This window comes from uncultured Erythrobacter sp. (assembly GCF_947502395.1).
Classification (GTDB): Bacteria; Pseudomonadota; Alphaproteobacteria; order Sphingomonadales; family Sphingomonadaceae; genus Erythrobacter.
The window spans coordinates 187,615-213,346 of the sequence record NZ_CANMZM010000001.1; the positions used below are offsets into that span (position 1 = coordinate 187,615).

Genomic DNA, 25,732 nt, shown 5'->3' on the forward strand with positions numbered 1-25,732 from the left:
GCGCTGTCAGGGTGTGGATAGGCAAGGTAGCAAGCGCGCCACCTCGCGCCTATAGTTTCGCCCATGGCTACCCAACCGATTCCGACCGTGAGCGCACATCCTGAGCAGCAATATCTCGGCCTCATGCGGCAGATTTGGACTGCTGGAAGCGAGCGCTCGGATCGCACTGGAGTGGGCACCCGCTCGATTGCAGGGGCGATGTTGCGGTATGATTTGGGTGATGGCGCGATGCCGCTCCTCACCACGAAGCGCGTCTATTGGAAGACAGCGACGCGCGAGATGCTGTGGTTCCTGACGGGTGAAACCAATATTCGTCCTCTTGTCTTGCAAGGCGTGAAGATTTGGAATGAGTGGCCGCATGCTCGCTACGTCAAAGAGACAGGCAAGGAGATCGCGCTCGAAGACTTCGTTCAGCGAATTGCCGATGATGAGGCCTTCGCTCAAAAATGGGGCGACCTTGGTCCGGTCTACGGCAAGCAATGGGTCGATTGGCCGACCTACCGAAGACGCGAAGATGGCCTTTTCGAAAAGGGGCAAGGAATCAATCAGGTTGCCGATGTGGTGGAGAGCTTGCGCAACAACCCCGGAAGCCGTCGCCACATCATCGAAGGTTGGAACGTGGCCGAACTCGACCAGATGGCCCTACCGCCGTGCCACAAGACCTATCAGTTTCACGTCGCCGATGATCGGCTCAATTGCATGCTCTACCAACGCTCTTGCGATGTCGCTTTGGGCCTCCCGTTTAACCTTTGGTCAGCGGCGCTTTTGACCCGGATGCTGGCACAGCAAGTGGGGCTTGAGCCGGGCGAGCTTATCTGGATGGGAGGGGACGTGCATCTCTATCTGAATCACGCCCATTTGATCGAGGAGCAACTGACTCGCACACCGTCTGGTCACCCGACGCTCGAAATCACCCGAAAGCCTGAAACAATTTTCGATTACAAAATCGAGGACTTTGTGGTGCATGATTACGCACCTCTACCTCCAATCAAGGCTCCTGTTGCGGTTTGATTCACGCGGCTTGACCAGAGTTTTCAAGCGCGTTTAACGCTGCCTCACACGCTTTTTCCGGGAGAGCAGTTATGGCCGATCCGGCCTCCAATCGCCCAACGCTTGCCTTGCACGTACCCGAGCCCAAATCGCGGCCCGGCGATCCAGTTGACTTTAGCGAGATTCATATTCCCGAAGCAGGCGCGCAAAGCCGCCCTGACGAAGGTGTGAAACCTGAAGAGATGAAGGACTTTGCCTACGATCTCGTCCGCGTATTAGGCGACGACAACAAGGCGCATGGGCCATGGGACCCGAAGCTTGAGCCAGAGACATTGCGCACGATGCTTGGCCACATGGCGATGGTGCGCGCCTTTGATGAGCGCATGTTCCGCGGGCAGCGTCAGGGTAAAACCTCATTCTACATGAAGTGCACTGGCGAAGAGGCGACCAGTGTTGCTGCCTCCATGGCGCTTGCCTCAGACGACATGGTATTTCCCAGCTATCGTCAGCAAGGCATTCTAATCGTGCGCGGCTATCCGCTGATCGAGATGATCAATCAGATCTATTCGAACGCGGGCGACAAGCTCAAAGGTCGCCAACTGCCGATCATGTATTCGAGCCGTGAACACAGCTTCTTCTCGATCTCTGGAAACCTTGCGACCCAAACCCCGCAGGCTGTGGGTTGGGCCATGGCAAGCGCGATCAAGGGCGACAGCCGGATTGCTGCTACCTGGGTAGGCGAGGGCTCGACCGCGGAAGGCGATTTCCACTCGGCCTGCACCTTTGCGAGCGTCTACAACGCGCCGGTGATCCTCAATGTGATCAACAATCAATGGGCGATTTCCAGCTTTAGCGGTTTTGCTGGTGCTGAACGCACAACATTCGCGGCGCGCGCTTTGGGTTATGGCATCGCCGGACTTCGTGTGGATGGCAACGATGCGCTAGCGTGTTTCGCCGCTCAGCAATGGGCGGCCAATCGGGCTCGGGCGAACCAAGGTCCGACATTGATCGAGTATTTCACCTATCGCGCCGAAGGGCACTCCACTTCGGACGATCCATCTGGTTACCGCTCGGCGCAAGAACGCGAAGAGTGGCCTCTGGGTGATCCGGTGATGCGGCTCAAGAACCACCTTATCGCCCTTGGCGAATGGGACGAAGATCGTCAGCAGGCAATGGACTTGGCATGCGCTGAGGAAGTCAAAGCAACCACCAAGCAGGCCGAGAAAAACGGCATTCTTGGCCACGGCCTGCACCATCCGTTTCATACTATGTTCGAAGATGTCTTCGAAGAGCTGCCTTGGCATCTGGAAGAGCAAGCAGCTCAGGCCACTCGCGAGCGGCAGATCAAGTGGCCCGATCAGCATCCCAAGGATTTCGCCGGAAAGGGATCGGGCCAATGAGCACCTCAGTAGAAGCCGCCACCAAGGACACCTCCACGGTAAGTGGGCGCCGGATCAATATGATCGAGGCAATCAACGAAGCGCTCGACACGATGCTGGCGCGCGATCCAGATGTGATCGTGATGGGCGAGGATGTGGGCTATTTCGGCGGCGTGTTCCGCTGCACCGCTGGGCTTCAAGAAAAGCACGGCAAGACCCGGGTTTTTGATACGCCGATTAGCGAATGCGGCATTATCGGTGTGGCTGTGGGCATGGGGGCTTATGGCCTACGCCCGGTCCCCGAAATTCAGTTCGCGGACTACATCTACCCCGGAATTGACCAGTTGATCAGTGAAGCGGCGCGCCTGCGTTACCGTTCAGCGACCGAATACATCGCGCCGATGACGGTGCGTTCGCCGTTTGGTGGCGGGATTTTCGGCGGGCAAACCCACTCGCAATCGCCTGAGAGCATGTTCACTCATGTCTCTGGTCTCAAAACGGTGATCCCTTCGACGCCTTACGATGCGAAGGGGCTTTTGATCTCCGCCATCGAAGACAATGATCCGGTCATCTTCTTCGAACCTAAGCGTATATACAACGGCCCGTTCACTGGCTTTTATGACAAACCGGTTGAGCCATGGAAAAAACACGATGCGAGCGAAGTGCCAGAGGGGTATTACAAGATCCCGCTAGGCAAAGCTCGCACAGTCCAAGAAGGCGAAGCGCTGACCGTGCTTGCCTATGGCACGATGGTTCACGTTGCCGAAGCAGTGGCCAAGGAGAAGGGCGTGGATGCAGATATCCTCGACCTTCGCACGCTCGTACCGCTCGACATTGAGGCGATTGAGGCGTCGGTCAAAAAGACCGGGCGCTGCCTCATCGTTCACGAAGCGACCCGCACGAGCGGCTTTGGCGCGGAATTGTCGGCGCTTGTGACAGAGCGCTGTTTCTATCATCTCGAAGCCCCTGTTGAGCGGGTTACCGGCTTCGACACACCTTATCCCCACAGTCTCGAATGGGCCTATTTCCCAGGCCCGGTCCGTATCGGCGAGGCAATGGACAAAATTTTGAGCGAGTAAGCGCACGATGGCAAAGTTTACATTCAACATGCCCGATGTGGGCGAGGGCGTTGCAGAGGCCGAGATCGTCGATTGGATGGTCAAGGTTGGCGATAAAGTCTCCGAAGATCAGCATCTTGTTGACGTCATGACGGACAAGGCAACAATCGACATTGAAAGCCCGGTCGACGGCACCGTGATCGAAGTCGCTGGCGAAGTTGGCGATGTGGTTGCTGTTGGCTCTATGCTGTTGGTGGTTGAAGTCGAGGGCGAGGATGTGCCTGAGGTTGAGGCGGCACCAGTGGCAGCTCCCGTACCTGCGCCGACTCCTGAACCGACGCCAGCACCAGCTCCTGCTCCAGCACCCGAGCCTGAGCCCGAAGTTGTCGAAGCAGCGCCCGCTGCGAAGGTCCTCGCGTCCCCAGCGGTGCGTCAGCGAGCGCGTGAGCTTGGCATCAATCTTGAGGAAGTAAAGCCTGCGAGCGATGGCCGCGTGCGGCATGCCGACCTTGATCAGTTCCTTGCATACAATGCTGGTGGTGGCTTTGCTTCGGCGGGAGGCAAGCGTGACGACGAAGCGATCAAGGTCATTGGTCTTCGTAAACGCATCGCTCAAAATATGAGCGCGGCCAAGCGCAACATTCCGCACTTTACCTATGTCGAAGAATGCGATGTCACTGCGTTGGAAGCGGCGCGTGCAGATTTGAACGCATCGCGCGGGTCGAAGCCGAAGCTGACCATGCTGCCGCTACTCATCACCGCATTTTGCAAGGTTCTTCCGAAGTACCCGATGATCAATGCGCGTTTCGATGATGAAGCGGGCATCGTGACCCGTCACGGCTCGGTGCACCTTGGTATGGCAACCCAAACAGACAACGGGCTGATGGTGCCAGTCATTCGCGACGCGCAGGCACGCAATTTGTGGCAACTCGCAACAGAGATTGGTCGCCTCGCTGCTGCGGCGCGAGATGGCTCGGCTAAGTCTGATGAGCTCTCCGGTTCAACGCTGACCGTCACCTCGCTCGGTCCCCTTGGCGGCGTTGCGACTACGCCGGTTATCAACCGCCCCGAAGTCGCGATCATTGGCCCCAACCGGATTGTTGAGCGCCCCATGTTCGTTTCAGACGGGCAGGGTGGGGAGCGCATCGAGAAGCGCAAGCTGATGAATATCTCGATTTCCTGCGATCACCGCGTGGTCGATGGGTACGATGCCGCGAGCTATATTCAGGAGGTCAAGCAGCTCATCGAAACGCCGGTTTTGCTGCTTTCTGACTAGTTCAGGAAAAAAGCGCTTTTATGCCATAAGAGGGCGTTGACAGCCTTTCCCACGTGGCCTAGAGGCGCGTCTCCCAAGAGGCGCTAGCCGCTCAAATGCGCGGGTGTAGCTCAGTTGGTTAGAGTATCGGCCTGTCACGCCGAGGGTCGCGGGTTCGAGTCCCGTCACTCGCGCCACTTGGGACATTTTCTTCAACAATGCGGTTAATTGCGGTCCATGTTGCTGCGGGATCGGGTGTGCGTACGACATTCAACCGAATGGTTGACTTTGTGCGCCTTATGTGATCACTTAACCAAATGGTTGAGCGAAAGTCTGTGGCTGATCTCGTGTTTCACGCCCTGGGTGATCCCAGCCGGCGGCTTATGGTTGAGCGCCTTTCACAGAGGGCGCTTACCGTCGGTGAATTGGCTGAGCCTTTGAATATGAGCTTTGCGGGTGCGTCGAAGCATGTCGGTGTGCTTGAAAAGGCTGGTATTGTCGCACGCCACAAGCGCGGGCGCGAAAGACTATGCGTATTACAAACCGAGCCACTTGAAGCCGCTCGCCAATGGGTCGAGCATTACTCGACCTTCTGGAACGCGCGGCTTGATGCGCTTGATAGAGCACTGCGGGAGGATGAGAATGACTGATTACGGACGGCAGACAGGGCCGGGCAGCTTGGAGTTCACTCGAACCTTTGCGGCACCTATTGAGAGGGTTTGGCAATTCCTCGTCGAACCGGAGAAGCGGCAGCTATGGTTTTGCGGCGGATCGACCGATGATCATGTTGGCGGCAAGATCGTGATGGATTTCGACCACCGCCGCCTTTCAGAAAGCGCACCGCCGGAGAAATACGCTTCGGAAGAGACTGCGACGCATCATGCCGAGATCCTCGAATATGATCCGCCCAAAAGACTGGCTTTCACTTGGTTTGAATCGACGGGAACCACGTCGAGCAAGGTTGAGATATCATTGAATCCAATTGATGGTGCCTCAACTGAGCTGCATCTCGTGCATACAGGCGTGGTTGGTCGCGAGATGCTCATTGGCGTGTTTGCCGGGTGGCACGGCCATTTCGATCTTCTTGGCGAGGTTCTTGTAGGCCAGCGAACCAGCGACTTCTGGGTGCGTGATCAACAACTCGAAGCCGAGTATGAGCAAAAGTCTAATGCCGGAGAATACTCACGTCGGAGAGCGTTCTGATAGAGCCGCGAGGTTTGCCTCATGTTGGGCCTTGTCGATCTTGTAGCGCGATAGGCAAAACAGCGCTGTCATCCATAGGATTAGCAGCGCAGGTGCATATAATGCTCCGAGCTTCCACAGAGTGTCCGCTGGTATATTGGCGAGCTCTTCGCCTTGCGGAAAAGCTATGGCCGACAAGATGATGCCTGCGCTTAAGACGCCCAGTCCTTGCGTTGACTTTCGCGTGAAAGTCATGGCGGCATAATAAACGCCCTCATTACGGCGGCCTGTGCGCAACTGGTTGGATTCCACCAGATCGGCGATCATGGCGTAGCTCAGCATCTGCACCGCAATGATTAGAGACAGATCGATTATATTGATCGAAAGCATCAAAGGAAAAAGCATCGGATCGCCATTTTCGGGCATCAGGCCCGCAAGCCGTAACAGATAAGGCGCTGGTTGAATCGTGAAGGCGAAGAAACCGATCAGTAATGTCGCCTTCTTTTTGCCCATCCGCTTCCCCACGATCGGTGTAAGAACCAAGGCCATGCCCGCCGAAAGAAACACTGTCGTGGTCCACAGAAAGATCTGCTCTTCGGAAAAACCCCAGAAGTGCCTGAGCATCAAGAAGGCAAGCGAGGTATTCAATCCTAAGGCAATCGAAAATACCACCGTTGCGATAAACAGCGCGATGAAACTGCGCTCGCTCAGAATCTCGAACATCTCGCGAGTGACTCGCCGTATGCTGAACGGCTCGGCGCTTTTGCTCGGCTTGCTGAGCGTTGGGATGCGGTGATGGGTTGCTGCCGATGAGACAATTATCGCTGCAAAGATCACGCAGCTTGCGATTATTCCATACGTCTCAAAACCGCTGCGGTCCTGCATTCCCAATGGTCCGGCGAGTAGAACGCCGAACAGCAGAACACTCATTAAATTGCCACTTATCCAGGCGAAGAAAAGCCGAAAAGACTGAAGGCTTGTGCGTTCCTCATAATCGCTGGTCAATTCTGGCAGAAGTGATGAGGACGGCGTCTCGTAGAAGGTGATGAAAGTGCGGATCGTGATTGCAAGAAAGGTCAGATAGAAGAACAAGCCCATTTGCGACCAGTCGGGCGGGTTCCACAATAGGAAATAGCTGAGGCCGACAGGGATGGCGGAGGCATACATGAAGGGATGACGTCTGCCGAGGCGCGAGCGAAAATTGTCTGACCAATAGCCAACGATTGGGTCAGTAATTGCGTCGAAGATGAGCGCGATGAGGATGGAAAGGCCAACGAGACCGGGCTCCAATCCCACCACAGTGCCGTAAAACAATAAGAGGAAATAGTTGAAACCTCCCTCTTTGATCCCCAGCGCTGACGACCCGAAGCCGTGCGTGATCTTGAGCCCCAAAGGAACGGGGGCAGAAACGCTGGGCGCGGCAGAGCTTTCGTCTGCCTTGGGCGTGCTTGCCATATATTACTCTCTCCAAGGAGGGAGGCTAAGCGGGTATTCGCACTCTGGCAATGGGCGTGGTCGTCATTGATAGGCCATCGACCGATTGGGATATCAGACGCGAGGGCTGTCCCGGCATTTCATGTTATTCGTCCCAAGCTCGGTTTCCTGAAATCCAGTTAGGGAGAGATTTTGATCACGGGGTCCGGAATATGGCTCTATCTGCAACGAGATTACGTCACCTTCTGGGTCACTCCACCGGGCGTTGCCCGGCAGGGGATCGGCATTTACGCTTAAGACCTCGTCAAGAACGACGCGTGCCTCATCTCCTTCAACGCTGACAATCCCGCGCCAGCCGATGCGAGTCACATAGAATCTGCCACCAACACGACCCGTGACTGCCATCTTGGCTGTGACCTGACCTTCATCCTCAACGACGAAATCAATCATGAGTTGAGTGCTATTGGTGACACTAGTGCGGGGGATCGCTTCGCAATAAAATCGATTCTCGGCACTTACGGCTGCGAAATCTGCTAGCTTTTCTGCGCCTGACTTTTGGGCCGACACTGGTGTTGTTGCGAACGCGAGGACCAACGCAAAGGCAATAGGTTTTTTGACGGAGTTAGGGATACGCGCTCTCCTAGGGTGGTTTTGAAAAGCTAGCTTTGGTGCCCATTTGACTAAAAAATTGCCAGCTCCAGGACTAATTCTCTAAACGCCCCATTTGCCGGTCTCCATCCAGATCAGGAACTTCTTCAATGGCAAAAGCCAGATCACGCCAAGGATCAGGTAGATCACCGACTGGATGTACCATGGCAGGGTGCTCAAGGGGTCGGCAAGATATACTGCAATCAAAACGCCATAGACAATGAGGCCCAAAAACAGGCCAATAATGCCAACAGGAATTCTCCAGGTTGGGGTCTCGCGCATCAATCCAATCCGTACATTCGAGTTGGGGTGATTACCCCATCCAGTCTCATATCATGTGGTTCGACAGGAAGCTCTTTGCACAATTGCACATCCCAGGCGAGGCCGATTGCTATTGCATTCGGATGTGCTGCCAACCAGCGGTCATAATGCCCGCCGCCTTGCCCAATGCGCTCGAGCTCTGGTGTAAAGCCAACTAAAGGTACGCAGACTACGTCGGGAGAGATGAGGGCGGCATTTTGCGAGGGTTGAACAAGGCCAAAGGGGCCCGGTTCAAGATCGGTTTCTGCATGCGGATCGGTGTGCGCGCGAAACTCCATGTCGGCATTTTCGTCTGCAAAGCTGGGCAGGGCGACCGTGTGCCCTGCGTCTTGAAAGAACCGCGCATAAGCATTTGTTGGCGCTTCGAATTGGGTGGCATGGTAGAGGCCAATGCTCGCGCTTGCATCGATCTTAGCCAACAGCGGCCGAGGGGGCATGTTGAACAACAGCCCGCGCACCATGTCAGGCTGCGCCAATACATGCTCGCGACGGGCCTTGCGTAGGACTTTGCGGAGATCAGACTTAGTGATGGCGACGTTCCAGCATCAATCGGCCCGAAGGGCTGCAAGGGTGACGACCCGCCCGCAGCGGGTCCGAAGTGCTAGCGCAGGACGTCTAGCTAGGACGAGAACGCGGACGCGTTCTCATGAAACAAAAAACGTGACGGAACCACCATGGGCCGGACCGTGAAATCCTCTGACGCCTAAAACGTCAGGTGGGCGCCGTATACTCCAAGCCCCAGGACGAACCCGTAACTCAGAGCAGGGACAGCTCCCTTGGATTGCTTATAGCCTCAGGGATATTCGTTGGCTCGTGCCGGGCAGCCCCGCCGCGGATGCATTTAGGATGCCTTCGCTTGCCCTTCAAGCTCACTTGCGGTCGCTTCCGCGCGTTTGGCCAACGCTTCAAGTTTTTCAGCCAAGGCCTTGCTGTGCGCCGCAGTGTCCTCTTCGCTTCCGAACAGGTCATGCTGATGCCGCGCTTCTTCCTTTAGGGAGGAAACTTCTTCTTTGAGTTTTGTCACCTCTTTGCGTGAGTGCTCTTCAGCTTTGCGCAAGGTCTCAATCTCGGCATGAAGCTCTGCCTTGCCCTTGCTCGCCTTCTCAATGTCCTGCTCGACATCTGCTTTCGCTTTGCGCGTTGCGTTTGTGATATCGTCCTTTGCGCGCGAGAGTTCTGCGTTCGCCTGAGCAAGCTCTGTGCGAGCCCCGCTCAGGTCTTGGCGAGCCTCATCCAACTCATCCGCCATGAACAGTGCTGCGAAGACCAGATTGTCCGCTTCTTGAGCAGCTCGTGCAGTTCCAAGCTTCTGATAATTCTCGTCGATCAGCGTGCCAAACTTGCGCACCTTGTCCTCGTCGGTGGGATCGCATGCAATTTGATAGCTGCGTGGGCCGATCTGGATCTTGACACTATTCACCCTCAAGCTCCTCGATCAACGTGTCCAATTCACCAAGGGTATCAGCGACTTCCTCACGAAGCTTCTCATGTGCATTGACCAGAGCCATGACCCGAGCGGAGCCTTGTGTTCCTTCAGAACCTTGCCCACTTACGGATTCTTGTGCTGATGATTTGATCTCAAGCCGCGCGGCATCAATGCGCGCCATTGCGGCATTTATCCGGGCCATCGCCTCATCGATGCGTTCTGCACTCATGACCACGGGAAATACCAAGTTTGCGGCCATTCGCAAAGCTTTGCATGCCCCTGTTGATAAGTGTTCTTGACTGTTAAGCGTTTTTGACATGCTCGGGCATCACTGGGGGTCCAAGTGTTGACCTCGTGAAGTCGCTCAGCAATGGCCTTTTGCGGCGGGATGGCTGAGCGAATCGCCCATAATGTTTTGCTGCAACTGTTTTGCTTCGAAATTCGCGATAAACAAAAGAGGCGCGCTTGCATAACGCGCGCCTGCAGGAGCCTTAGGCACAATGACCATCGATCCCGCCATTATTGACTTGGCTCGCCTTCAGCCCATGGCCAACGCCATCCGCGCCTTGTCGATGGATGCAGTGCAAGCCGCCAATTCGGGACACCCCGGTATGCCGATGGGCATGGCCGATGTGGCGACAGTTCTGTTCGACCGTCACCTCAAATTTGATCCAGCACGCCCTGATTGGGCGGATCGCGACCGGTTTGTGCTTTCCGCAGGTCATGGCTCGATGCTCATTTACTCTCTTCTGAACCTGTCAGGCTATGCGCGCCCGACAATGGAAGAGATTGCCAACTTCCGTCAGCTGGGCTCACCTTGTGCCGGCCACCCGGAGAACTTCCTGCTCGACGGCGTTGAGTGCACCACAGGACCCTTGGGTCAAGGGCTCGCGATGGCGGTTGGCATGGCTATGGCTGAGCGGCACCTCAACGCGATATTTGGCGATGATTTGGTCGATCACCGCACTTGGGTCCTCGCCGGGGATGGGTGTCTGATGGAAGGCATCAACCACGAAGCGATTGGTTTGGCTGGCCACCTGAAGCTGGGGCAACTCAACGTACTGTGGGACGATAACGCGATCACCATCGATGGCGGCACCGACATGTCGACCAGCGAAGACATCTGCGCGCGCTATGAAGCAACCGGTTGGCATGTGGTGCGCTGTGATGGCCACGATTTTGAGAGCATTGATGCAGGGCTTGAGGCGGCCAAGGCTGACCCGCGACCATCCTTGATCGCGTGCAAAACGATCATCGGCAAGGGCGCTCCCAATAAGCAGGGCACCAGTGCCACTCACGGTGCGGCGCTTGGACCTGATGAAGTCTCTGCAACGCGCGCCGAGCTTGGTTGGGACGCGGAGCCGTTTGTCATCCCTGCGGACATCGCAGCCAACTGGAATGCGCTCGGCATCAGAGGCGCTGAGGCCAGTGCTGCGTGGGATGTACGGCTTGCTGCTTCATCGCACAGTGATGCGTTCGAGGCACAAATGGCTGGCCCCGCTGCGGGTGCTGATGAAGCGCTTAAGGACTATATTCGCAGTCTTGCTGCTGAGCCCAAGAAGGTTGCAACACGCAAAGCGTCCGAAATGGCTTTGGGCCCTCTTACTGAGAAGCTGCCACAGCTTATTGGTGGTTCGGCAGACCTCACCGGTTCCAACAACACCAAAACTGCATCGACTGCGCCATTTACTCATGGCGATTACTCCGGCCGTTATGTCTATTACGGCATTCGCGAGTTCGGCATGGCGGCAGCAATGAATGGGATGGCGTTGCATGGCGGTGTGACCCCATATGGCGGCACTTTCCTGATCTTTTCGGACTATTGCCGCAATGCGATCCGTCTCTCGGCGCTGCAGCAAGTGGGCGCGATCTACGTCATGACCCACGACAGCATCGGTCTCGGCGAAGATGGACCAACTCACCAACCGATTGAGCAGGTGATGAGCCTTCGCCTTATTCCGAACCTTCTGACCTTCCGCCCGTGTGACACGATCGAAACCGCAGAATGCTGGGCACTGGCCGTGAAATCGACCGAGTCTCCGAGTGTCCTTGCGCTTTCTCGTCAAGGTTTGCCACAACTGCGGGGCGAGGGTGATGAGGCATGGACTGGCGCTGACAACCGCTGCGCTAAGGGCGGCTATCGCCTCCAATCGGCCAAGGGGCCCCGCAAGGTTGTGCTCGTCGCTAGCGGTAGCGAGGTCGCTCTTGCAACTGATTGCGCTGCTGAGCTTGAAAAACAGGGCATCGGCGCTGACGTTGTCTCCATGCCGTGCACGGAACTCTTCGACACTCAGGACGCCGCGTACAAAGCGGACCTTTTGCCATCAGGCACGCTGATCGTTTCGATCGAAGCAGGCGTCACCCAAGGGTGGGAGCGCTACACAGGCCTTGGCGGCCTCAACATCGGCATCGACCGCTTCGGAGCTTCCGCGCCAGCCGGACAGCTGTTTGAAAAATTCGGCCTCACCTCAGAGGCGATTGTTCCACAAATTCTCAACAAATTGAGCAACTAATCAGGAAACCCTTACAATGACGACTAAGGTTGCAATTAACGGTTTTGGCCGCATCGGCCGTCTTGTCGCGCGCGCCATTCTTGAGCGCAGCGATGATGATATGGAGCTGGTCTCGATCAACGATCTGGCCGACACCAAGTCAAACGCTCTGCTTTTCCAATACGATTCCACGCACGGCCGTTTTCCCGGCACTGTCGAAGTCGAAGAAGGCGCGATTCTCGTCAACGGTCAGCGTATTGCTGTGACGTCTGAGCGTGATCCAGCCAACTTGCCCCACGGCGAGCAGGGCGTAGACATTGTTCTGGAATGCACTGGCTTCTTCCAAAGCGATGAAGCATGCCGGCCGCACCTCGCCGCTGGTGCCAAGCGCGTGCTGATTTCGGCCCCGGCAAAAGGCGTTTCGGCGACCGTGGTTTACGGTGTGAACCACGATGTTCTGACCGCAGAAGACGTGATCGTATCGAACGCAAGCTGCACCACCAATTGCCTGTCGCCGATTGCCAAGGTTCTGAACGACACAGTCGGGATTGAACGGGGCTTTATGACCACGGTTCACTCCTACACCAATGATCAACGTATGCTTGACCAAATGCACGGTGATATGCGCCGCGCACGCGGTGGGGCTCAAAATATGATCCCGACCACCACCGGCGCTGCGCGCGCTGTTGGTCTGGTTCTCCCTGAACTTGCTGGCAAGCTCGACGGCTCTTCAATCCGCGTACCTACGCCGAACGTCAGCCTCGTTGACCTCGTGTTCCAACCGGGCCGCGATACCACGGCTGAGGAACTGAACGCTGCGCTTAAAGCCGCTGCCGAAGGTCCGATGAAGGGCGTGCTCGATTACACCACCGATCCGCTGGTGAGCTCGGACTTCAACCACCACCCGGCAAGCTCGACGGTGGACAGCCTTGAGACCAGCGTGATGGAAGGCAAGCTTGCCCGCGTCGTCAGCTGGTACGACAATGAGTGGGGCTTCTCCAACCGCATGATCGACACCGCTAAGGTGATGGCGACCTTCCTCTAAGGCTCGCCTCAGCCGATGAACCTCACGGAACTGCACCCTGAATACCTCGCGGCGCTTGCGCGGCAGTTTGGGTTTTTGGGTGCGTTCCTCGGCGGTGTTTCGGCGACGCTTTTTGTCACGCTGCTGACGATGGCAAAGCCAGGTAAAGTGGTGCGCTGGGCAATTGGATTGGCAGCCGTTGCTGCCGTGGCATTTATTGTGACTGCCTATATGAGCGTCGGGGTGATCGCTAACAGTCACCCCAATGCGCCGTCCGAAATGGCTGGCAACTCAATCGTCGCAGTACAGCTCGGCATGTCGTTGAGCTTTGGGGTTGGTTCATTGGCGCTGCTTGCCGCTATCGGAGTAAGCGGTTGGTCGCGCTCCAGGTTGCTCGGGATTGTTACTTCTATAGTGGCCTTCCTTGGGGCAATCCCTCTATTTCTAGACTTCGCCTAAGAAGCTTCGGAGAACTCGGTTCTATGTCAAAGTTCAAAACTCTAGATGATCTGGGCGATGTCGCTGGCAAAGTCGCATTGGTGCGCGTCGACCTGAACCTTCCGATGAAAGATGGCTCCGCAACTGATCTCACCCGGGCTGAGGCGGTGAAGCCGACCATTCTCGAACTGAGCGACAAGGGCGCAAAAGTGCTGCTTCTGGCTCATTTTGGCCGGCCGGCGGGTAAGCGTTCCTCTGTGCTTTCGACCAGTATGGTTGTGGGCGATGTTGAGAGTGTAATCGGCAAAGAGATAATGTTCATCCCAGAGGTTTCTGGACCAGTGGTGGAGCAAACTCTGGGTATCTTACGCAATGGCGATGTGGGCCTTTTGGAGAACACCCGGTTTTGGCCAGGTGAAGAAGCGAATGATGTGGACTTCGCCAAGGCTATCGCTGCCCATGGCGATTTCTTTGTGAACGATGCTTTCTCCGCCGCGCACCGCGCCCATGCGACCACCGAGGGGATTGCGCACGTCCTTCCCGCTTATGCAGGCCGCGCGATGGAGAAGGAGCTCAAGGCGCTCGATAGCGCGCTTGGTAATCCAGAAGCACCTGTCGCCGCTGTCGTTGGCGGGGCGAAGGTTTCGACCAAGCTTGCAGTGCTCGAAAACCTTGTCGGGCGTGTGCAGCATCTCATTATCGGAGGCGGCATGGCCAACACATTCTTGGCCGCGCGCGGGGTCGATGTGGGCAAGTCGCTTTGCGAGCATGACCTCACCGAAACAGCGTCAAAGATCATGGATGAGGCCGATCACGCAGGCTGCACTGTGCATCTGCCGTATGATGTGGTGGTGGCCAAGGAATTTGCGGCGAACCCAGCGTCATTGCGCACAAGCAATGTCCATGAAGTGGCCGAAGATGAGATGATTCTCGACATTGGCCAGCAGGCGACCGAAGCGCTCGCCGATGTGCTCAAAACCTGCCGCACCTTGGTTTGGAACGGCCCACTGGGTGCGTTTGAAACAGAGCCCTTTGACACCGCCACCATGGCGCTCGCCAATCATGTCGCTGCGCTCACGCTTGAGGACTCGCTTATCAGCGTTGCAGGCGGGGGCGACACTGTTGCCGCGCTGGCGCAGGCAGGCGTGACCGATGATGTCACTTACATCTCCACCGCGGGTGGGGCTTTCCTCGAATGGATGGAGGGTAAAACCCTCCCCGGTGTCGCAGCATTAGAGAAATAGAATGAGCAGAATTCAAGCCGAACTCGAAGTCGATGAGACACGCCTGATGCGCGCGTGGATGAACCGTGACCCTGATGAAGTGCGCTCTATGGTCGCACGCGACTGCCTGATGCTGTTTGGCACTCAGCCGCCTGCATTGCTCGATCGTCCCAGTTTTTTGGCAGGGCTTGACCGGGGCCTCGTCTGTAAAGGGTTCCGTTTTCATGAGGCCTCCGCCCGCAAGTACGGCTCTGCCGCTTGGTATTCTGGGCAGGTCGATCTTGAGCTTAAAATCGGCGCAAGCGATTGGTCTGGAACATTTCTTCTAACTGATCTTTGGCGTCGCGGGACAATCAAGCGCCGTTGGCAATTAGCCGAACGTTCGATTGCACCAACCGTGCCCGGCGATAAGCTGTGTGACGCTATCCGCGCGCTGCAATTGTGGCGATGATCCGAGGATATTTCACCTTATGACTGAGCAGAAAACCGAATATGGCTATGGCAATGCAGTCCAGTGCCAAGAGGGTGAATTTGCTGGTTGGTATAACTGGAATCATGACCCCTTTGAGACGGCGTCTGGCCCATTCTTCATGCGGCGTGAGGATGATGGAAGTTATCTTAGCGCTTTCCGTGCCGAGGAGCGCCATATGAACGGCGCGGGGTCGATGCACGGTGGGTGCCTAATGACCTTCGCCGATTTCGCACTGTTCGCCATCGCGACTGATGAAATGGTAGACCAAATGGGCGTGACCATGAACCTGTCGAGTGATTTTCTTGGCGCGGCGGGCCCTGGCGCATTGATGGAAGCGCGCGGTGAGGTCACTCGAGGGGGTGGCAAGACCATCTTCATTCGCGGTCTCATAACCGGTGATGCAAAGCCTGTGTTGAGCTTTACTGGCATTATCCGCAAATTCTCACCACGCACCTGACAAGGTCGGTTGCGGGCACCACGCGCTCTGGCTAAAGGGCCGATGAGATTTACGCATACGAATGCATAGAGGGGCGTTCCCAAGATGAACCAAGAACAGATGACCGCCAAGATCGCCACGGGCGAGGGCTTTATTGCAGCGCTGGACCAATCAGGTGGCTCCACTCCAAAGGCGCTTCGCGGATATGGTGTTGAGGACGGCGAATGGTCGGGCGATGATGAAATGTTTGCTCAGATACATAAAATGCGCAGCCGGGTCATCACTTCGCCATGCTTCAGCAGTGGCAAGGTCATCGGCGCGATCCTGTTTGAGAAGACCATGGATGGTGAGGTTGACGGCAAGTCCACCGCCGATGCTCTTAAAGCGCGCGGCATTGTGCCTTTCATCAAGGTCGATCAGGGGCTCGCTGACGAAACCGATGGCGTGCAGTTGATGAAGCCCTTGGACAAGCTTCCCGCGCTGCTTGAAAAGTCCGTCGCCAACGGCATGTTTGGCACCAAGATGCGCTCTGTCATCAAATCGGCCAACCCAGCTGGCATCGCGGCGGTTGTTGCTCAGCAATTTGATGTTGGAAATCAGATCGCCGATGCCGGGCTCGTCCCAATGATTGAGCCGGAATATGACATCACAGCCGAAGACCGCGCTGAAGGTGAAGACATCCTCCTCGCCGAAATCATGAAGAACCTTGATGCCCTTCCCGAGGGTCGCAAGGTGATGCTTAAGCTCTCAATCCCGGTGAAGGAGGGCCTCTACACCCCTGCAATCGAGCACCCCAACGTGCTGCGCGTAGTGGCGCTTTCAGGTGGTTTTTCAACCGACGACGCATGCGACCGACTTGCCAAGAACCCCGGCATGATTGCAAGCTTCAGCCGTGGTCTCCTGCAAGATCTGCGTAAAAGCCAGTCAGATGACGAATTCGACGGCGCTCTTGGCAAGGCAATCGATCAAATTCAGGCGGCAAGCGTCGCTGGATAGAGTCATGCTGTGAGCGAAAAGGTTGAGTTCTCCTATCATCAAGGCATTGCGCCGATGATGTGGGTCCTCTTTGCGATTTCGCTCATTGAGTTGGTTGTGGTGCACTTTTTCGTCGCGCTCAAATGGCCAATGATCGGGCGGACGCTCACCACAATCTCGGCGCTCGGTGCGATCTGGCTCGTTTGGTGGATTCTCTCAATGAAGCGCTTGCCGCATGAGCTCTGCGAAAGCGTGCTCACATTGCGGCTAGGAACGATGAAGATCCTTAAGGTCGAGCTTGGAAATGTGAAACGCATCACATCCGCTTGGGAACAGGGTGCGCTTGATAAGAAGGGCATCATCAATTTCGCTGCGATTGCGCACCCGAACCGCTGCCTTGAGCTGAAAGATCCAATTGAAAAGGGTAAGTCCCGCATCTTCATCCGGCTGGACGATGCAGTAGAATTTGACCGCGCCTTAGAATCTCAAGGATTTGAGATCGAGTGAACGCCGCCAGCTAAAGTCGGCGGCCGCGTCTTGGTGTGGGAATAAACTCGATATCCAGCGCATATTCGGTCAAGGCCAACGCCCCGCGAGAACGTGGGCGTGTGCCGGGATCGCGCAGCACAAGAACACCACCCGGAACTTGGGTCGCTTGCCCAAGGGTTAGAACGACTTCGCGCGGAATACGTTGGTCATGCAAAATGACGGAGATGCGCAGGTCCTCGGGGCGATAGCAAAAGCGAGCATCGGCGCAGCGCTGGTCGCGCACCACGCCAAAGGGAGTAATCTCAAGTGGACCGACCTTTGCCCGCTCAAAGAAGGTGAGATCGTAGGCGATAATGGGCTGATATTGCGATTGAGCGGATACGGGAGCAGATGTTATCATCGCCGCGCCACCTAGCATCATCAAAATCCGGGTCGCCCAATTTATCGTCGCCCAATTCATCGCTCGATCTCCTTTGCAATGTTAATACCACGATAACCACAATCTGGGGATCGCTTAATGGGGATGTGCCGCGCTCGGACAGTTAGGTGCATCAGTCGGGCATTGGCGGGTCGTATTTGCGGCGCTATGGCGAGAATTATGAACGACTTGGCAACACAACTTTACCTAATCTCCCCTCTCGATGTTGGTGGAGACTTTCCCGAAAGACTGACCCGCGCATTGGAAGCGGGAAAGGGCTTGATCACTGCGTTTCAGTTTCGGGTGAAGGGTGTCGACCAGCATGAAGCCGCGCGCCTTGCTGAGCCTCTTCATTCCATCTGCGCAGCGCATGAGGTGGCATTCATCGTGAATGACAGTGTTCCGCTGGCCAAGCGGCTCAAAGCCGACGGCGTTCATCTGGGACAGGATGATGGCGATCCCAAAGAAGCGAGGGGGGAGCTCGGTCACGAGGCTCAAATCGGTGTCACCTGTCACGCCAGTATACATCTGGCGATGGAAGCGGGTGAGGCAGGGGCGGACTATGTGGCGTTTGGTGCTTTCTTTGACAGCACGACCAAGGACAAGGGCGATGCTGAGCGCCCCACACTCGAAATGATTGAGCAGTGGGTAAAGCTGTTCGAAATCCCGGTTGTGGCGATTGGCGGGATTACGCCCGACAATTGCACACCGCTGGTCGCCGCGGGGGCGGATTTCCTCGCGGTGTCGGGCGCAGTCTGGAATGGCGACGAACAGAGGGCGATCGCTGCATTCAAGGCTGCTATTGACAGCGCAGCCTAAGGAGCCGCGCTATCTGCGGCGGTCGGCGAGCCTTGTGCAAAGCAGCTCGCTGCGTTTGCCTTCTACATCCACTTTACGCAGTTGATTTTGACCAACCCTCTCAAATCGCTGGCCATTCTTGGGACCAGCGGTGAAGGTCAGCCTGTTGCCACGAAGGATGTATGTGCCATCGCCATTGTCATCGGTGTAGCGAGAGGCAGTGCTGATCCGGAAACCTTCCGTTGCCACAACTCCGTAAGCGCTGCCGCCCGCATCCCCAGGCAGTGCGCATTCATATACACCATGTGGCATTGTGCGGAGCATCCCGCCGATAGGAAGCACGGGCTGCTTTGTTCCACCGCGCTCTTCAGACTGAGAAAACACCGGTCCTGCCGTCGCGAGAACCGCGCCGCTTACCGTCAGAAGGGTGATAATGAATGTTCGCATGAAGTTTTGAGCACCTATTGGCACGAGATATACGTGTTTACCCTGTGAACTACCAGCGCATTAACCGTAAATCCTTGTGACGCAGGTCCAAGTTTCCCCTTGTCGTCCCCTTGTCGTCCCCTTGTCGTCCCCTTGTCGTCCCACTGCTCGTCCCACTGCGCTTGCCGAGGCAGGTCTGAACGGCTATTGGCGCGGCTTATTTTTCCAGACTGCGCGGTTCACGCAAGCGCGGCGCTCCCACACTTTTCGCCAACACCTTTCGAAAGCACTTGTCCCATGAAGATCAGCGGCGTCGATATCCGTCCCGGCAATATCATCGAGTATGAAAAAGGCATCTGGAAGGTTGCCAAGATTCAGCACACGCAGCCTGGCAAAGGCGGCGCATATATGCAGGTCGAGATGAAGAACCTGCAAGATGGCCGCAAAACCAACGTGCGCTTCCGCAGCGCCGACACGGTTGAGAAAGTGCGCCTCGATACACAGGACTATCAGTTCCTTTATGAGGACGGCGACATGCTCGTTTTCATGGACACCAACACTTACGAGCAGATCAACCTGCCCAACGACCTTCTTGGCGACGCGCGCCCGTTCTTGCAGGACGGTATGCAGGTCATGCTCGAGCTGTGGGAAGAAAAGCCGATCAGTGTTCAGCTTCCCGCACAAATCGAGGCCGAGATCACCGAGGCTGATGCCGTGGTGAAGGGGCAGACCGCCTCGTCCAGCTACAAGCCAGCCGTGCTCGACAATGGCGTGCGCATCATGGTGCCGCCCCACATCGAAAGCGGCACGCGCATCATCGTTGACGTTTACGAACAAACCTATGTTGGGAAGGCCTAACTTCCCATGAGCATGTTTTCAGGCCTCATCCGCGTGATGGAGCGCGCTGCGCGCAAGGCGGGCGGGCGTTTGCGGCGCGATTTTGGCGAGGTTGAGCATCTGCAGGTGAGCCGCAAGGGACCCGCAGACTTTGTTTCAAAAGCCGATATGCGGGCAGAGCGCGCAATCTATGACGAGCTGCTCCATGCACGCCCTGATTGGGGCTTTGTCATGGAAGAGGCTGGGGTCATCGAAGGCGCTCCGGATAAGCCACGGTGGATTGTTGATCCTCTCGATGGGACCAGCAATTTCCTTCACGGCATTCCCCATTTCGCGATCAGCATCGCGGTGCAGGAACCACGCCTTGACGGGAAAGGGTGGGGTGAGGTCTCCGCCGGGGTGATCTACAACCCGATCAATGACGAAACCTACTGGGCCGAAAAGACCCGGGGTGCCTGGCTGCAAGATGCGCGTCTGCGTGTTTCTGCACGCCGCAATCTGTCCGACGCGCTGATCGCCACGGGCATCCCTTTCCAGGGGCACGGTGACTTTGCAGAATGGAGCCGCATTTTCGGAGCCATCGGTCCAGAAGTCGCCGGCATCCGCCGCTTTGGCGCCGCATCGCTTGATCTTGCGTATTTGGCTCAGGGTCGTTTTGACGGCTTCTGGGAAAGCGGGCTCAACGATTGGGATACGGCTGCAGGTTGTTTGCTTGTGCGTGAAGCTGGCGGGTTTGTTTCCGACTATCGTGGACGCTCTGAACAAATACATTCGAAGCAGATTTTGGCTGCAAACGATGCTTTGCATTCCAAATTGCACAAGATTCTAGCGGGAAGCTTGCGGTAATCGCCGCACCCAGCTAACAGCGCGCTTCTGCTTTCTCGCAGGTGTGCCCCTGTGGTGGAATTGGTAGACGCGTTCGACTCAAAATCGAATTCCTAACGGAGTGCCCGTTCGAGTCGGGCCAGGGGCACCATTTCCTACCCTTCCGCGCCGTTGTTCTCTCTGCTCACGCTGTGGGACGACCTCAGGGTGACTGGGGGCGCGTGGTTAAGCTTTCCAACCTGGTGAGTTCGTCGCACGTCGCCACTTCTATAATCCCTTGATTGCTGTTAGCGGCAACCGATCGGATTGGGGGATCACATGCGATTACAGCCATTTGAAGTGGGCCAAGAGCGCTATCCGCTCGAACAAGGCAATGTCCATGCGCAGAACCCGGTGAAGCGCAACACGCAGAAGCGACTGGCGGCGATCATTGGCTATGTCGCGCTTGGAATGCCCGTCGTGCTGGCCCTTGGCGGGCTAATTCTGAGCGTTTTCGAATTGGGCGACTTTACCGAAAGCCTCAGCGCCTTTTATTATCAAGAGTTCCTATTGGGCGATATCTTTGTCGGATGCCTCATCTTCCTGGGCATAGCGATGTTTGCCTATCAGGGATGGCACTCCAAAATTGCGACGCTGGCCAGCTTTTGCGGGGTGTGCATGTTCCTGGTCGCGTTGTTCCCGGCAGATGGCTGGATCATGCTGAATGAGGTCGAACAGGATGAGTTCAACGGGCGTGTCATTTTTGAACTGGTAAGCGACCAAGTACACCTCTGGGCTTCAGTGATCGTTTTTCTGATCCTCGCTTGGTTCTGCTTTTTCGTATTCACTCGCGTGACACCGGATCAAGTCGGTCCCGACGGTGAGCTCATCCCAACCAAGAAGTCGCGCAATCGGTTTTACCGAATCTCGGGCACAATCATCCTTCTCTCACTTGGTGCGACCGGGCTCGCATTCCTCCTCGATGAGCAAGTGGTCCGTCAATACAGGCTTATTTATGTCGGTGAGACGATTTGCCTTTTGACCTATGGTGTTTCCTGGATGGTGCAGGGTAGGGTGTTTTCGACACTTGCCGACCCAAAAGACGTGCAGGACGCCAAAGGGTAGCGGCCTGTGACCATTGCATCTCCGCGAAAACACTTGCCATCGCATCCGCAAATTGAGACATCAGGCTGCAGACGCTGACCATGATCGAGCTTCCTTCCTATCACGCTATGGCCGCAATGGCCGTCACGGTCTTGATGTTTATCGAGTTCGTCCGCGGGCGTTTGTCCATTGAGATTGTTTCGCTTTTGACCATCGCAGTGATTGCGGTGGGGCTCTATTTCTTCCCATTGCCTGATGCGCGTCCGATTGATGGGCTTGCACTCGCTTTTGGCGGGTTCGGTCACTATGCGCTCATCACCATCTGCGCACTCATGATAATGGGCAGAGGTCTGGTGGTGACGGGCGCTCTAGAGCCTGCTGCGCGCATTCTGGAACGACTGTTTAAGTTCAACCTGCAATTGGGTCTGCTGATCTCTCTGATCATTGCGCTGGTGCTGTCGATGTTTGTCAACAATACGCCGGTTTTGGTGTTGATGATCCCGATCTTTGCAGCACTGGCGAGCAAAGGCGCGCTGCCGACTTCCAAGACGCTTATGCCCTTGAACGCGGCGAGCCTTATTGGCGGGCTTGCCACCACAATCGGCACCTCGACCAATATTCTTGTGGTCTCGATCGCGGTAGACTTGGGTATGCGCGAAATCGGGGTGTTTGATTTCACCCCCATTGTGCTCGGCGCAGCGCTTGTCGCTATTCCCTATATGTGGCTCGTCATGCCGCGCCTTCTCAAGGACAACAGCGTCGAGGCGGCGGCTACTGCGAGGATGTTCCATACACTACTTAGAGTTGGCAACGAATCGATGCTGGCCGGAAATGAGCTGAAGGAGATCGAGGAAAAGCTGCCCTCCGGAATCACCTTCCATGGCAATCCGATAGGCCCCTTCCAGCCGCAGCAGCGCGTTCACATTTCCGGCTCACACGAAGCTTTAGAGGACGCAACGCGCGCCCTTCGCGGCGAGCTTGCGCCGTCTTGGGTTATCGACCGGATTAAGCGAACTGCCTCTGCCAAGAGCCTCGACCAGATGGTGGTCGAGATGACCGTCACGGCAGATTCGCGCCTTATTACGCGCACTTTGCCCAGCTCCGGCATCGCTGACCTTTACGGCGTTGCGGTGCTCGGCATTCACCGGCCAGATCGCCTTATGGGAGAGCGCGACCAATATTCTGACGGCGGCGATCTTCGCATCAAGGAAGGCGATGTCCTCCTGGTGATGGGCATCGAACCTGACCTTCAAGAATTCGCCCGCGCAGATGCTCTGCTGATGCTGGAAGGCGCGCGGGAGCTTCCTCGCCGATCCAAGGCTGTGCTTTCGACGGCGATCATGGGTTTCTCTGTGGTCATGGCCGCCCTCGGGATTCTCCCCATCGCAATCAGCGCGCTTGTGGGCGCTATCCTGATGTTTGTGACCGGCTGTGTAAAGTTTGACCGGGTAGGAAGGGCACTCTCAGGTCAGGTCATAGTCCTTGTTGCGGCCTCCATCACCATTGGCCGGTTCATCGATGAAAGCGGCGCGGCAGCCTGGTTGGGCGAGAGCTTATCTCTGGGGCTGGTGTACTTGCCACCAGCCCTGGTGCTTGCAGCGATCATGGCATTTGTGACGGTGCTGACCAATTTCGCCTCCAATGCGACCGCAGCCACTGTTGGCACACCAATCGCCTTTAGCATCGCCGCGACATTGGGCCTACCCGCAGAGCCGCTGGTGCTGGCTGTGCTGTTTGGCTGTAACCTGTGTTACGCGACGCCGATTGCTTACCAGACCAACATGCTCATCATGGCCGAGGGCAAATATGAGTTTGCCGATTACATCCGCACTGGTGTGCCTTTGGTGGTGATCATGGTGGCGACATTGTCGGTTTTATTGGTGATGAGCTATGGGCTGTGAGCCCAGTTTTCCTACTCCTTCGCGTTCTGCGATGAGTAGCAGATGCGAAATTTGACGCTCATTCTTCAAACGCTTTTCCCGATCAAATAGCCCTTCTGTGATCGATTGATTTTTCGCCTTTGGACAGTGTCTCAAGTGTCTCAAACTTATTTCGTTGTAATGGCGAATGGAGGCGAAACCCTAAGCTGGTGCACAAACAGTTACGGCCACCAAGCAGGATCAAAATCCCGCTTGATGGCCGTGTTCTCCTCCCCAGGAGAAATTGATGTGGGGGAGGCCCTAGATTTTAGCTTGGCACATATGTCCCAAGGCGGTGGTGCAGGGCGTTAATCTTGGCCAGCTCCTCGCGGTCTTCCGTGCCACGCGCATGGCTCTCAAGCGCGCGGCGCAAGAGCTTCATGTCAGCAGTCGAAAGAAGCGCGCGGGCGCGGCTTGGTTCTGTCTTCGGGGTATCGGTATCGCTCATCGTATCTCTCTTCCATGGGCCTTTGATAGACCGGATGATAGTCAAGCTAATGAAGGGTTGGTTCGGTTCCCGCAAGGCCAGTCTTTTGACCAACCCTGCGGGACCCTTTCTCAAGCCAGATTAAGCTGCAGCGAATTGGTTCATGGTGTTGTCTTTGCCACCAGCCTTAAGGGCTGCTTCACCAGCGAAGTACTCTTTGTGGTCATCGCCCATGTCAGAGCCAGCCATGTTCTGGTGCTTGACGCAGGCAATACCCTGGCGGATTTCTTCGCGTTGAACGTTCTTGACGTAGCCAAGCATTGCTTGTTCACCGAAGTACTCTTTGGCGAGGTTGTCCGTGCTCAGAGCCGCCGTGTGGTACGTCGGCAGAGTGATCAGGTGGTGGAAGATACCAGCACGTTTCGCAGCGTCAGACTGGAAGGTACGGATCTTCTCATCGGCTTCGATAGCGAGATCGGTCGCGTCATAGTCGATGCTCATCAAACGATCGCGGTCGTATGCGGAGACGTCCTTGCCTGCTTCTTCCCAAGCGTCGAACACTTGCTGACGGAAGTTGAGTGTCCAGTTGAACGAAGGCGAGTTGTTGTAAACCAGCTTTGCGTTCGGGATGACTTCGCGAACACGGTCTACCATGCCAGCGATCTGCTCCACGTGGGGTTTCTCGGTCTCGATCCACAACAGGTCAGCGCCATTTTGCAGCGAAGTGATGCAATCAAGGACGCAGCGATCTTCGCCCGTTCCAGGGCGGAAGCTGTAAAGGTTCGATGGAAGACGCTTGGGCGCCATCAGCTTGCCGTCACGGCTAATAAAGACCTGGCCGTTGGTGATGTTGGCTGGATCAACTTCATCGCAGTCGAGGAAGGCGTTGTACTGGTCGCCAAGGTCGCCTGGCTCTTTTGAGAAAGCGATCTGCTTGGTGAGGCCAGCGCCGAGCGAGTCGGTCCGGGCAACGATGACACCGTCTTCAACGCCCATCTCAAGGAAAGCGTGGCGACAGGCGCGGATCTTCTGCAAGAAATCTTCGTGAGGAACAGTCACTTTGCCGTCCTGGTGACCACATTGCTTCTCGTCAGACACCTGGTTCTCGATTTGGAGTGCGCAAGCGCCCGCCTCGATCATCTTCTTGGCAAGGAGGTAAGTGGCCTCGGCGTTACCGAAGCCAGCGTCGATGTCGGCAATGATCGGAACGACGTGCGTTTCGTAATTGTCGATGTCGTTCTGGATTTGCTTGGCTTTCACTTCGTCGCCAGCGTCGCGTGCCGCGTCGAGTTCACGGAACATGCCGCCAAGCTCACGGGCATCAGCCTGCTTAAGGAAGGTGTACAGCTCCTCAATCAGCGCAGGAACGCTGGTTTTCTCGTGCATGCTCTGGTCGGGAAGGGGACCAAACTCGCTGCGAAGCGCGGCAACCATCCAGCCAGAGAGGTAGAGATAACGCTGCTTCGTGGAGCCGAAGTGCTTCTTGATCGAGATCATCTTTTGCTGAGCGATAAACCCGTGCCAGCAACCCAGCGACTGCGTGTAGTGCGTGGGGTCAGCGTCATAGGCTTCCATATCGGCGCGCATGATCTTTGCGGTGTATTTGGCAATGTCGAGACCGGTGGGGAAACGGTTCTGGATCGCCATGCGAGCAGCCGCTTCTGGGTCGATTGCACCCCAGCTAGGGCCAGCAGCTGCGATGGTGTTGCCCATTTCGGCAATCTTGTTTTGATAGGTCATGGGGAGGTCCTTAATCG

Annotated in this window: 29 protein-coding genes and 2 tRNA genes; 21 read left to right on the plus strand and 10 right to left on the minus strand. The window is 56.3% G+C overall.

The window, feature by feature from the left end; genetic code table 11:
* The first annotated feature begins 63 nt into the window (after window positions 1–63).
* The 7 genes from thyA to Q0778_RS00820 all read left to right on the plus strand — a co-directional run bounded on the left by thyA (window position 64) and on the right by Q0778_RS00820 (window position 5,885).
* On the plus strand, window positions 64–1,011 hold the full coding sequence (gene thyA / locus Q0778_RS00790) for a thymidylate synthase (RefSeq protein ID WP_298303037.1): 948 nt from the start codon (window positions 64–66) through the stop codon (window positions 1,009–1,011).
* Window positions 1,012–1,082: 71 nt separating this feature from the next.
* A complete protein-coding gene (locus Q0778_RS00795; protein ID WP_298333324.1) occupies window positions 1,083–2,390 on the plus strand; it encodes a 3-methyl-2-oxobutanoate dehydrogenase (2-methylpropanoyl-transferring) subunit alpha in 1,308 nt (435 codons plus the stop codon).
* The gene (locus Q0778_RS00800; RefSeq protein ID WP_298303042.1) at window positions 2,387–3,448 is read left to right on the plus strand and encodes an alpha-ketoacid dehydrogenase subunit beta; all 1,062 of its coding nucleotides are present in this window, start codon (window positions 2,387–2,389) and stop codon (window positions 3,446–3,448) included. Before Q0778_RS00795 ends, Q0778_RS00800 begins: the two co-directional genes overlap by 4 nt.
* A 7-nt stretch (window positions 3,449–3,455) precedes the next feature.
* On the plus strand, window positions 3,456–4,703 hold the full coding sequence (locus Q0778_RS00805; protein WP_298333326.1) for a dihydrolipoamide acetyltransferase family protein: 1,248 nt from the start codon (window positions 3,456–3,458) through the stop codon (window positions 4,701–4,703).
* A 99-nt stretch (window positions 4,704–4,802) separates the two neighbouring features.
* Window positions 4,803–4,879, plus strand: a tRNA-Asp gene (locus Q0778_RS00810).
* A gap of 120 nt (window positions 4,880–4,999) precedes the next feature.
* Window positions 5,000–5,332, plus strand: coding sequence for a metalloregulator ArsR/SmtB family transcription factor (locus tag Q0778_RS00815; RefSeq protein ID WP_298333328.1), 333 nt, complete (start codon window positions 5,000–5,002; stop codon window positions 5,330–5,332).
* On the plus strand, window positions 5,325–5,885 hold the full coding sequence (locus Q0778_RS00820) for an SRPBCC family protein (RefSeq protein ID WP_298333330.1): 561 nt from the start codon (window positions 5,325–5,327) through the stop codon (window positions 5,883–5,885). The genes Q0778_RS00815 and Q0778_RS00820 overlap by 8 nt, the downstream gene beginning before the upstream one ends.
* On the opposite strand, the gene Q0778_RS00825 is transcribed toward Q0778_RS00820, so the two are convergent.
* The 6 genes from Q0778_RS00825 to Q0778_RS00850 all read right to left on the minus strand — a co-directional run bounded on the left by Q0778_RS00825 (window position 5,865) and on the right by Q0778_RS00850 (window position 9,922).
* Complete coding sequence (locus Q0778_RS00825; protein ID WP_298333332.1) at window positions 5,865–7,319, minus strand: MFS transporter; 1,455 nt, start codon at window positions 7,317–7,319, stop codon at window positions 5,865–5,867. The two genes, Q0778_RS00820 and Q0778_RS00825, sit on opposite strands and share 21 nt — an antisense overlap.
* Before the next feature lie 93 nt (window positions 7,320–7,412).
* A complete protein-coding gene (locus Q0778_RS00830; protein WP_298303048.1) occupies window positions 7,413–7,748 on the minus strand; it encodes a hypothetical protein in 336 nt (111 codons plus the stop codon).
* A 261-nt stretch (window positions 7,749–8,009) separates the two neighbouring features.
* Window positions 8,010–8,228, minus strand: coding sequence for a DUF2842 domain-containing protein (locus Q0778_RS00835; protein WP_298303051.1), 219 nt, complete (start codon window positions 8,226–8,228; stop codon window positions 8,010–8,012).
* Window positions 8,228–8,797, minus strand: coding sequence for a 5-formyltetrahydrofolate cyclo-ligase (locus tag Q0778_RS00840; RefSeq protein ID WP_298334833.1), 570 nt, complete (start codon window positions 8,795–8,797; stop codon window positions 8,228–8,230). The genes Q0778_RS00835 and Q0778_RS00840 overlap by 1 nt, the downstream gene beginning before the upstream one ends.
* Before the next feature lie 311 nt (window positions 8,798–9,108).
* A complete protein-coding gene (zapA, locus tag Q0778_RS00845) occupies window positions 9,109–9,687 on the minus strand; it encodes a cell division protein ZapA (RefSeq protein WP_298333333.1) in 579 nt (192 codons plus the stop codon).
* Window positions 9,680–9,922, minus strand: coding sequence for a hypothetical protein (locus Q0778_RS00850; protein WP_298333335.1), 243 nt, complete (start codon window positions 9,920–9,922; stop codon window positions 9,680–9,682). Before Q0778_RS00850 ends, zapA begins: the two co-directional genes overlap by 8 nt.
* 271 nt (window positions 9,923–10,193) lie before the next feature.
* Here Q0778_RS00850 and tkt point away from each other — a divergent pair, with 271 nt between their 5' ends.
* From tkt to Q0778_RS00890, 8 genes are all read left to right on the plus strand, one after another.
* The gene (tkt, locus tag Q0778_RS00855) at window positions 10,194–12,206 is read left to right on the plus strand and encodes a transketolase (RefSeq protein ID WP_298333337.1); all 2,013 of its coding nucleotides are present in this window, start codon (window positions 10,194–10,196) and stop codon (window positions 12,204–12,206) included.
* A gap of 16 nt (window positions 12,207–12,222) precedes the next feature.
* Complete coding sequence (gene gap, locus Q0778_RS00860) at window positions 12,223–13,230, plus strand: type I glyceraldehyde-3-phosphate dehydrogenase (RefSeq protein WP_298303059.1); 1,008 nt, start codon at window positions 12,223–12,225, stop codon at window positions 13,228–13,230.
* Window positions 13,231–13,245: 15 nt separating this feature from the next.
* Entirely contained in the window at window positions 13,246–13,668 is a 423-nt protein-coding gene (locus tag Q0778_RS00865) for a hypothetical protein (RefSeq protein ID WP_298303061.1), read from the plus strand.
* Window positions 13,669–13,691: 23 nt separating this feature from the next.
* The gene (locus Q0778_RS00870; protein WP_298333339.1) at window positions 13,692–14,891 is read left to right on the plus strand and encodes a phosphoglycerate kinase; all 1,200 of its coding nucleotides are present in this window, start codon (window positions 13,692–13,694) and stop codon (window positions 14,889–14,891) included.
* 1 nt (window position 14,892) lies between these two features.
* The gene (locus tag Q0778_RS00875; RefSeq protein ID WP_298333341.1) at window positions 14,893–15,321 is read left to right on the plus strand and encodes a nuclear transport factor 2 family protein; all 429 of its coding nucleotides are present in this window, start codon (window positions 14,893–14,895) and stop codon (window positions 15,319–15,321) included.
* A gap of 19 nt (window positions 15,322–15,340) precedes the next feature.
* Window positions 15,341–15,799, plus strand: coding sequence for a PaaI family thioesterase (locus tag Q0778_RS00880; protein ID WP_298303066.1), 459 nt, complete (start codon window positions 15,341–15,343; stop codon window positions 15,797–15,799).
* Window positions 15,800–15,883: 84 nt separating this feature from the next.
* Window positions 15,884–16,774: a fructose bisphosphate aldolase gene (locus Q0778_RS00885; protein ID WP_298333343.1), complete on the plus strand. Its 891-nt coding sequence runs from the start codon at window positions 15,884–15,886 to the stop codon at window positions 16,772–16,774.
* A 9-nt stretch (window positions 16,775–16,783) separates the two neighbouring features.
* Window positions 16,784–17,260 (plus strand): hypothetical protein, encoded by a 477-nt coding sequence (locus tag Q0778_RS00890; protein WP_298333346.1) that lies wholly within the window; start codon window positions 16,784–16,786, stop codon window positions 17,258–17,260.
* 10 nt (window positions 17,261–17,270) lie between these two features.
* On the opposite strand, the gene Q0778_RS00895 is transcribed toward Q0778_RS00890, so the two are convergent.
* Window positions 17,271–17,702 carry a hypothetical protein gene (locus Q0778_RS00895; RefSeq protein WP_298333349.1) on the minus strand — a complete coding sequence of 144 codons (432 nt, stop codon included), beginning with the start codon at window positions 17,700–17,702 and terminating at the stop codon, window positions 17,271–17,273.
* A 138-nt stretch (window positions 17,703–17,840) separates the two neighbouring features.
* Between Q0778_RS00895 and thiE the strand changes: the two genes are divergently transcribed.
* A complete protein-coding gene (gene thiE, locus Q0778_RS00900; protein WP_298333351.1) occupies window positions 17,841–18,479 on the plus strand; it encodes a thiamine phosphate synthase in 639 nt (212 codons plus the stop codon).
* A 9-nt stretch (window positions 18,480–18,488) separates the two neighbouring features.
* On the opposite strand, the gene Q0778_RS00905 is transcribed toward thiE, so the two are convergent.
* Window positions 18,489–18,905 (minus strand): elongation factor P, encoded by a 417-nt coding sequence (locus Q0778_RS00905; protein ID WP_298333353.1) that lies wholly within the window; start codon window positions 18,903–18,905, stop codon window positions 18,489–18,491.
* Window positions 18,906–19,181: 276 nt separating this feature from the next.
* Between Q0778_RS00905 and efp the strand changes: the two genes are divergently transcribed.
* From efp to Q0778_RS00930, 5 genes are all read left to right on the plus strand, one after another.
* Entirely contained in the window at window positions 19,182–19,742 is a 561-nt protein-coding gene (efp, locus tag Q0778_RS00910) for an elongation factor P (protein ID WP_247272426.1), read from the plus strand.
* Window positions 19,743–19,748: 6 nt separating this feature from the next.
* Window positions 19,749–20,567: an inositol monophosphatase family protein gene (locus Q0778_RS00915; protein WP_298303081.1), complete on the plus strand. Its 819-nt coding sequence runs from the start codon at window positions 19,749–19,751 to the stop codon at window positions 20,565–20,567.
* Window positions 20,568–20,612: 45 nt separating this feature from the next.
* A tRNA-Leu gene (locus Q0778_RS00920) sits at window positions 20,613–20,697 on the plus strand.
* A gap of 167 nt (window positions 20,698–20,864) precedes the next feature.
* Window positions 20,865–21,650, plus strand: coding sequence for a hypothetical protein (locus Q0778_RS00925; RefSeq protein WP_298333355.1), 786 nt, complete (start codon window positions 20,865–20,867; stop codon window positions 21,648–21,650).
* An 80-nt stretch (window positions 21,651–21,730) separates the two neighbouring features.
* The gene (locus Q0778_RS00930; protein WP_298303085.1) at window positions 21,731–23,530 is read left to right on the plus strand and encodes an SLC13 family permease; all 1,800 of its coding nucleotides are present in this window, start codon (window positions 21,731–21,733) and stop codon (window positions 23,528–23,530) included.
* A gap of 286 nt (window positions 23,531–23,816) precedes the next feature.
* On the opposite strand, the gene Q0778_RS00935 is transcribed toward Q0778_RS00930, so the two are convergent.
* The gene (locus tag Q0778_RS00935) at window positions 23,817–23,996 is read right to left on the minus strand and encodes a hypothetical protein (RefSeq protein ID WP_298333358.1); all 180 of its coding nucleotides are present in this window, start codon (window positions 23,994–23,996) and stop codon (window positions 23,817–23,819) included.
* Between the two features lie 120 nt (window positions 23,997–24,116).
* Complete coding sequence (locus tag Q0778_RS00940; RefSeq protein WP_298333362.1) at window positions 24,117–25,715, minus strand: isocitrate lyase; 1,599 nt, start codon at window positions 25,713–25,715, stop codon at window positions 24,117–24,119.
* Between the last annotated feature and the right edge of the window lie 17 nt (window positions 25,716–25,732).